We start from the raw sequence: 7,737 nt of genomic DNA, 5'->3' as shown, positions 1-7,737 counted from the left end.
CGAAGCTGTCTTCTTTCGACATGCAGTAAAACCCTCGGTATCCAGTTGATGGCCCGGTGCAACTGCGCCAGGCAAAAGCGGCGTGCATTGTGCCCGAAAAAGGGGGCTCAAGCCAAGGGGTTCAGTTAAGAGTCACCCATCTCTGGTTGATAAGCAGCTCGATCGGGCGATATTGGGTCTTGTAATTCATCTTCTGACAGTTCTTGATCCAGTACCCCAGATACACCGCATCCAGATTCAAGCGACGGGCTTCCTCGATCTGCCAGAGAATCGCCAGGCGGCCCAGGCTGCGGCGTTCCTCGGTCGGTTCGTAGAAGGTGTACACGGCCGACAGGCCGTTGGGCAGTACGTCGGTCACAGCAACCGCCACCAGCTTCCCCTCCAGTCGGAATTCGTAAAAGCGGGAAAAGGGCAGGTCGCGCACCAAGAAGGTCGAGAATTGATCCCGGCTGGGCGGAAACATGTCGCCATCGGCGTGACGCTGCTCGATGTAACGCTGGTACAGATCGAAATATTCTTCGGTGAAGCGCGGGGTGGCGCAGGTCACCTGCACGTCGGGGTTGCGCTTGAGGATGCGTTTCTGCTGGCGTGAGGGGGTAAAGCCCGCCGTCGGGATGCGCGCTGGCACGCAGGCGCTGCAGCGCTGGCAGTGCGGCCGGTAGAGATGGTCGCCGCTGCGGCGGAAACCCATTTCCGAGAGGTCGGCGTAGACATTGACGTCCATCGGCTGGCTCGGATCGAGAAACAAGGTCGTGGCTTGCTCGTCGGGCAGGTAACTGCACGAATGGGGTTGAGTGGCATAGAACTTCAGGCGCGCCAACTCAGTCATGATGAACCCTCGGAATGAAACCAGTACGTTCAGTGTATGCCAGTGCTGGATAACTCGCCTAGCGCCGCCACGTCGCGCTGTTGGGCTGGTCCAGGTATTGGTTCAGATAGTCGGCAAATGTCTCGCGGGCAATGCTCCTGGCACCCAGGCTGTGCAGATGGTCGGTCGGCATCTGGCAATCGATCAGCACGAACCCGGCTTGCTGCAGGTGTTCGACCAAGGTCACGAAACCGACCTTCGAGGCATTGTCGGCACGGCTGAACATCGACTCGCCGAAGAATAGCCGGCCCATGGCCAGGCCATAGAGCCCGCCCACCAGCGCATCGCCGTCCCACACTTCGACCGAGTGGGCGTGACCCTGCTCGTGCAGGGCGAGGTAGGCACGTTGCATGTCGTCGGTGATCCAGGTCCCGTCCGTATAGTTCCGTGGCCCGGCGCACTCGGCAATCACTGCCGCGAAGTCACGGTCGAACGTGACCCTGAAACGGCCCTGGCGCAGCACTTTGCGCAGGCTGCGGGAAACGTGCACTTCGGCGGGCAGCAGCACGGTGCGCGGATCGGGTGACCACCACAGAATCGGTTGGCCTTCCTCGAACCAGGGGAAGCAGCCGTGTCGGTAGGCCTGGATCAGGCGCTCGGGACTGAGGTCGCCGCCAGCGGCGAGCAGGCCGTTGGGCTCGCGCATGGCTTTGCTCAGGGGTGGAAAGACCAGTTCGTTTCGTTTGAGCCAAGTCAGCATGGTTGTTCGCTACGGCAGGGGAGGGTGGTACGGGTGGGCGATGGGTTCATCCTGCCATGATCCGGCTGGTCCGCCAACGTGCACCGCCGATGCAGCGCGGTCTTCCTGCACGATGCCGGACAGGATTGGGGTGGCAGCTTTCATGTAACTTTTCTGCGCTTTTGCAGTCCCACGTGACTGTTCTTCAAGATCCGCGCGTAAGGTCTTGTCGGTAAAGGTAATGTGTCGTTGAATCATCTGTGATTCGGCGCAATGGCGGTGTATGAAAGCGCACGGCGGCAGATGCTCATATTGCGGATGCGCGAATTGCCGACAAACCCGTACAATGCGATCTTTGCAGGGCCCGTTCCCAACCGATACTGGCCATTTGCCGTGTTTTTAGTCATTCATCAGTTGCGCGCTCCAACAGGCGCAGGAAATCAAGCGTTTTGAAGAAATCCACTGCCTCATCCGCTCCCACATCGGTGCCTGTCTGGCGTCAGCAGATGCACTACCGCCTCAAGGAAGGCGCCCTGATCGCCATGGGCGCGCTGTGCCTGTATCTGTGGATGGCGTTGTTGACCTACGACCAGACCGATCCGGGCTGGAGCCATACCAGCAGCAACATGGACCAAGTGCAGAACGCTGCAGGCCGCGCCGGTGCGTTCGCCGCCGATATTCTGTTCATGGTGCTGGGTTATTTTGCCTACATCTTCCCGCTGTTGCTGGCGGTGAAGACCTGGCAGATCTTCCGTCAGCGCCATGAGCCCTGGCAGTGGAGCGGCTGGCTGTTCTCGTGGCGCCTGATCGGCCTGGTGTTCCTGATTCTTTCCGGCGCGGCGCTGGCGCACATTCATTTCCATTCCGCCGGCAGCCTGCCGGCGTCAGCTGGGGGTGCGCTGGGCGAAAGCCTGGGCAACCTGGCGCTCAATGCCCTGAACATCCAGGGCAGTACCCTGCTGTTCATCGCGTTGTTCCTGTTCGGTCTGACGGTATTCACCGACCTGTCCTGGTTCAAGGTCATGGACATGACCGGCAAGATCACCCTCGATCTGCTCGAACTCATGCAGGGCTCCGTCACCCGCTGGTGGGCGGCGCGTGCCGAACGCAAGCAACTGGTGGCCCAACTGCGCGAAGTGGACGAGCCAGCCTACGCCGCGCCGCGGATGAGCGAACCGCGGGATCTGGCCAAGCCCAAGCCCGCTCGGCCTTTGCCGGTGGAACCGACGCTGTCGAGCCAGCCGAGTCCGCAGCCTCGTCCCGTGGCGCCGATCATGCCGGCCGCTTCGGTCGCAACCAATCCTGCACCGGCTCAGATCGCGCCGAGCCAGCCTGCGCGACCTGCGGTGCCGATCAAGCCGTTGAGCGAAGAAAGCAGCCTCGGCGCATCCAGTGCCAAGCCTGCCGAGCAGAGCGCGCGGGTGCAGAAGGAGAAACAGGCGTCGTTGTTCGTCGACAGCGCCGTGCAGGGTACGCTGCCGCCGATTTCGATCCTCGACCCGGCCGAACAGAAGAAGGTCAACTACTCGCCTGAGTCGCTGGCGGCCGTCGGGCAGTTGCTGGAGGTCAAGCTCAAGGAATTCGGCGTGGAAGTGACCGTCGATTCCATTCACCCGGGCCCGGTCATCACCCGCTACGAGATTCAGCCCGCAGCCGGCGTCAAGGTCAGCCGGATTTCCAACCTGGCCAAGGACCTGGCACGCTCGCTGGCCGTGTTGAGCGTGCGGGTGGTCGAAGTCATTCCCGGCAAGACCACCGTGGGTATCGAGATTCCCAACGAAGACCGGCAGATCGTACGCTTCTCCGAAGTGCTGTCCTCGCCCCAGTACGATCAGGCCACGTCGCCCGTCACCATGGCCCTGGGTCACGACATCGGCGGCAAGCCGGTCATCACCGACCTGGCGAAGATGCCGCACCTGCTGGTGGCCGGTACCACCGGTTCCGGTAAGTCGGTGGGCGTGAACGCGATGATCCTGTCGATTCTGTTCAAGTCGGGTCCTGAAGACGCCAAGCTGATCATGATCGACCCCAAGATGCTCGAGCTGTCGATCTACGAAGGCATTCCGCATTTGCTGTGCCCGGTGGTCACCGACATGAAGGACGCGGCCAACGCGCTGCGCTGGAGCGTGGCCGAGATGGAGCGGCGCTACAAGCTCATGGCTGCCATGGGCGTGCGCAACCTGGCGGGCTTCAACCGCAAGATCAAGGATGCCGAAGAGGCTGGCGAACCGCTGAGTGACCCGTTGTACAAGCGTGAAAGCATTCATGACGAGGCGCCGCTGCTCAAGACCCTGCCGACCATCGTGGTGGTGGTNNCGTCGGCAAGAAGGTCGAAGAGTTGATCGCCCGTATCGCCCAGAAGGCCCGTGCTGCCGGTATCCACCTGATCCTGGCCACCCAGCGACCGTCGGTGGATGTCATCACCGGCCTGATCAAGGCCAACATTCCGACCCGTATGGCGTTCCAGGTGTCGAGCAAGATCGACTCGCGCACCATCATCGACCAGGGTGGCGCCGAACAACTGCTGGGTCACGGTGACATGCTCTACATGCCGCCAGGCACCAGTCTGCCGATTCGCGTCCACGGCGCCTTCGTTTCCGACGAGGAAGTGCACCGCGTGGTCGAGGCCTGGAAGCAGCGTGGCGTGCCGGATTACAACGAAGACATCCTGGCTGGCGTCGAAGAGGCCGGCAGTGGCTTCGAGAACAGCGGCGGTGGCGGTGACGGTGACGACAGCGAGAGCGATGCGCTCTATGACGAAGCGGTGAACTTCGTCCTCGAGAGCCGTCGCGCGTCCATTTCAGCGGTGCAGCGCAAGCTCAAGATCGGCTACAACCGCGCGGCGCGGATGATCGAGTCCATGGAAATGGCCGGTGTGGTCACGCCGATGAATACCAATGGCTCGCGCGAAGTGATCGCGCCGGGCCCGATGCGCGACTGATGCAACGCTCGCGCCTTACCCTAGAACGAGGATTCCCATGCGCCTGATTCGCATGCTGTTGGTTTCTGCCCTGGCCCTGTCCAGCCTGTCGGTGCATGCCGACCAGAAGGACGTCGCGCGCTTGACGCAACTGCTGGAAAAATCCCAGACGTTGACCGCCCGCTTTTCCCAGCTGACCCTGGACGGCAGTGGTACCCAGTTGCAGGAAACCGCTGGTGAGATGGCCCTGCAGCGCCCTGGCCTGTTCAACTGGCACACCGATGCGCCCCAGGAACAGCTAATGGTCTCCGACGGCAAGAAGGTCTCCTTGTGGGACCCGGACCTGGAGCAGGTCACCATCAAGAATCTCGACCAGCGTCTGACCCAGACCCCGGCATTGCTGCTGTCCGGTGACGTGTCGAAGATCAGCCAGAGCTTCGACATCAGCGCCAAGGAAGCCGGTGACGTGATCGATTTCGTGCTCAAGCCCAAGACGCGAGACACCTTGTTCGACTCGCTGCGCCTGTCGTTCCGCAAAGGCATGATCAATGACATGCAGCTGATCGACAGCGTTGGCCAACGCACCAATATCCTGTTCATGAACGTCAAGGCCAACGAGCCCATCGCTGCCAGCAAGTTCAAGTTCGACATCCCCAAAGGGGCGGACGTGATCCAGGAATAATTCGAGGTCGATTGCCAGCCCATGGACCTGTTTCGCAGCGATCCCATCGCCCAGCCGCTGGCTGCCCGCCTGCGCGCAAGCAACCTGGACGAATATGTCGGCCAGGAGCATCTGCTCGCCCGCGGCAAACCGTTGCGCGAAGCGCTGGAGCAGGGCGCCCTGCACTCGATGATCTTCTGGGGTCCGCCGGGCGTGGGCAAGACCACCCTGGCGCGGCTGCTGGCGAAAGTCTCGGACGCGCACTTCGAAACCGTCTCGGCGGTGCTGGCCGGGGTCAAGGAGATTCGCCAGGCGGTCGAGGTGGCCAAGCAGCAGGCCGGTCAGTATGGCCGTCGCACGATTCTGTTCGTCGACGAAGTGCATCGCTTCAACAAGTCCCAGCAGGATGCCTTCCTGCCCTATGTGGAAGACGGCACGCTGATCTTCATCGGTGCCACCACCGAGAACCCTTCCTTCGAGCTCAATAACGCGTTGCTCTCGCGGGCTCGTGTCTACGTGCTCAAGAGCCTGGACGAGGCGGCCCTGCGGCGTCTGGTCGATCGCGCGCTGAATGAGGAACGGGGTTTGGGCAAGCGTCGACTGCGCTTGGGTGACGAAGCCTTCGCCATGCTCATGGCGGCCGCCGACGGCGATGGGCGCCGCGTGCTCAACCTGCTGGAGAACGCGTCGGACCTTGCCGAAGACGGTGAGGAAATCGGCACCGAACTGTTGCAGAGCCTGCTGGGCGACACCCGTCGGCGTTTCGACAAGGGCGGCGAGGCGTTCTACGACCAGATTTCGGCCCTGCACAAGTCAGTGCGCGGTTCCAATCCGGATGCGTCACTGTACTGGTTCGCGCGTATGCTCGACGGCGGGTGCGATCCGCTGTATCTGGCACGTCGTGTGGTGCGCATGGCCAGCGAGGACATCGGCAATGCCGACCCGCGCGCGTTGCCCCTGTGCCTGTCGGCGTGGGACGTGCAGGAGCGCCTGGGCAGTCCGGAGGGCGAGTTGGCCGTGGCCCAGGCGATCGTCTACCTGGCATGCGCGCCCAAGAGCAACGCTGTGTACATGGGCTTCAAGGCGGCCATGCGCGAAGCAGCCGAGCACGGTTCCCTCGAAGTGCCGCTGCACCTGCGCAACGCGCCGACCAAATTGATGAAGCAGCTGGGCTATGGCGACGAGTACCGCTACGCCCACGACGAGCCCGACGCCTACGCGGCCGGCGAAGACTATTTCCCCGAACAACTGAGCCCGCGCCACTACTACCGACCCGTGCCTCGCGGCCTGGAATTGAAGATCGGCGAGAAGCTCAAACATCTGTCCAGCCTGGACGACAACAGCCCCCGACGGCGGAGAACCGAGTGATCCCGACCATCATCGCGGTCTCCCTGGGTGGGGTGGTCGGCACCTTGCTGCGGCTGTTTACCGCCACCTACATCAATGCGAACTGGCCACGCCTGTTCTATACCGGTACGCTGGCCGTCAATATCGTCGGCTGCCTGATCATCGGCTACCTGTACGGCCTGTTCATGATTCGCCCGGACATTCCGGTCGAAATCCGTTCGGGACTGATGGTGGGGTTCGTGGGCGGCCTGACCACCTTTTCCTCATTTTCGCTGGACACCGTGCGCTTGCTCGAAAGCGGCCAGGGACTGGTTGCCATGGGCTACTGCGCAGTGAGCGTATTCGGCGGCCTGCTGGCCACCTGGGCCGGCCTGGCACTGACTAAAATCTGACCAATACTGATAAACGAGAGACCGACATGCTCGATTCCAAACTGTTACGTAGCCAGCTTCAGGACGTAGCGGATCGCCTTGCCAGCCGTGGCTATGTCCTGGATGTGGCACGCATCGAGGCGCTGGAAGCCCAGCGCAAGACCGTGCAGACCCGCACCGAGCAACTGCAGGCCGAACGCAACGCGTTGTCCAAGTCCATTGGCCAGGTCATGAAGAGCGGCGGCGACGTCGACGCGTTGAAGGCGCAGGTCGAGTCCATCGCCGAAGAATTGGGCCGCGGCAAGGTCGAGCTGGAGCAATTGCAGGGTGAGCTGGACGGTATCGCCCTGGGCATTCCCAACCTGCCCCACGAATCGGTCCCGGTCGGCGAAGACGAAGACGGCAACGTCGAAGTCCGTCGCTGGGGTACGCCTGCCACCTTCGACTTCCCGGTGCAGGACCACGTCGCGCTGGGTGGCAAGACCGGCGGCCTGGATTTCGAAACGGCGGCCAAGCTGTCCGGCGCGCGCTTTGCCATCATGCGCGGCCCGATCGCTCGCCTGCACCGTGCCCTGGCGCAGTTCATGATCAACCTGCACGTCAGCGAGCATGGCTACGAAGAAGCCTACACCCCGTACCTGGTCCAGGCACCGGCCTTGCAGGGCACCGGCCAGCTGCCCAAGTTCGAGGAAGACTTGTTCAAGATCAGCCGTGACGGCGAGGCCGATCTGTATCTGATTCCAACGGCCGAAGTGTCGCTGACCAACATCGTGGCCGGCGAGATCCTCGACGTCAAACAGCTGCCCCTCAAGTTCGTTGCCCATACGCCGTGCTTCCGCAGCGAAGCCGGTGCGTCGGGGCGCGACACCCGCGGCATGATCCGCCAGCACC

General features: G+C 62.4%; 7 protein-coding genes and 1 pseudogene. 5 read left to right on the top strand and 3 right to left on the bottom strand.

Annotated features, from left to right (window positions below; genetic code table 11):
- Positions 1-121 precede the first annotated feature (121 nt).
- The 3 genes from B2V21_RS02220 to B2V21_RS02210 are packed head-to-tail and all read right to left on the bottom strand — an operon-like array spanning position 122 to position 1,805.
- Entirely contained in the window at positions 122-829 is a 708-nt protein-coding gene (locus tag B2V21_RS02220) for an arginyltransferase (RefSeq protein WP_056842495.1), read from the bottom strand.
- 58 nt (positions 830-887) lie between these two features.
- Positions 888-1,568: a leucyl/phenylalanyl-tRNA--protein transferase gene (aat, locus tag B2V21_RS02215; RefSeq protein WP_286915915.1), complete on the bottom strand. Its 681-nt coding sequence runs from the start codon at positions 1,566-1,568 to the stop codon at positions 888-890.
- A 9-nt stretch (positions 1,569-1,577) separates the two neighbouring features.
- Positions 1,578-1,805, bottom strand: coding sequence for a hypothetical protein (locus tag B2V21_RS02210; protein WP_286915914.1), 228 nt, complete (start codon positions 1,803-1,805; stop codon positions 1,578-1,580).
- A gap of 191 nt (positions 1,806-1,996) precedes the next feature.
- On the opposite strand from B2V21_RS02210, the pseudogene B2V21_RS02205 reads away from it, so the two are divergent.
- The 5 genes and pseudogenes from B2V21_RS02205 to B2V21_RS02185 form a co-directional block, all read left to right on the top strand.
- Positions 1,997-4,488 (top strand): annotated as a pseudogene (locus tag B2V21_RS02205) (DNA translocase FtsK 4TM domain-containing protein).
- A gap of 37 nt (positions 4,489-4,525) precedes the next feature.
- Entirely contained in the window at positions 4,526-5,149 is a 624-nt protein-coding gene (gene lolA, locus B2V21_RS02200) for an outer membrane lipoprotein chaperone LolA (protein WP_049860108.1), read from the top strand.
- Positions 5,150-5,170: 21 nt separating this feature from the next.
- Complete coding sequence (locus B2V21_RS02195) at positions 5,171-6,496, top strand: replication-associated recombination protein A (protein ID WP_049860109.1); 1,326 nt, start codon at positions 5,171-5,173, stop codon at positions 6,494-6,496.
- Positions 6,493-6,867: a fluoride efflux transporter CrcB gene (gene crcB / locus B2V21_RS02190; RefSeq protein ID WP_049860110.1), complete on the top strand. Its 375-nt coding sequence runs from the start codon at positions 6,493-6,495 to the stop codon at positions 6,865-6,867. Before B2V21_RS02195 ends, crcB begins: the two co-directional genes overlap by 4 nt.
- Before the next feature lie 26 nt (positions 6,868-6,893).
- A partial coding sequence (locus tag B2V21_RS02185) for a serine--tRNA ligase (protein ID WP_286915912.1) occupies positions 6,894-7,737 on the top strand: 844 nt, incomplete at its 3' end.

Origin of the sequence: Pseudomonas sp. UBA6276 (genome assembly GCF_002438365.1) — a bacterium.
GTDB lineage: Bacteria > Pseudomonadota > Gammaproteobacteria > Pseudomonadales > Pseudomonadaceae > Aquipseudomonas > Aquipseudomonas coleopterorum.
This window is presented reverse-complemented; position numbering and strand designations above follow the sequence as displayed.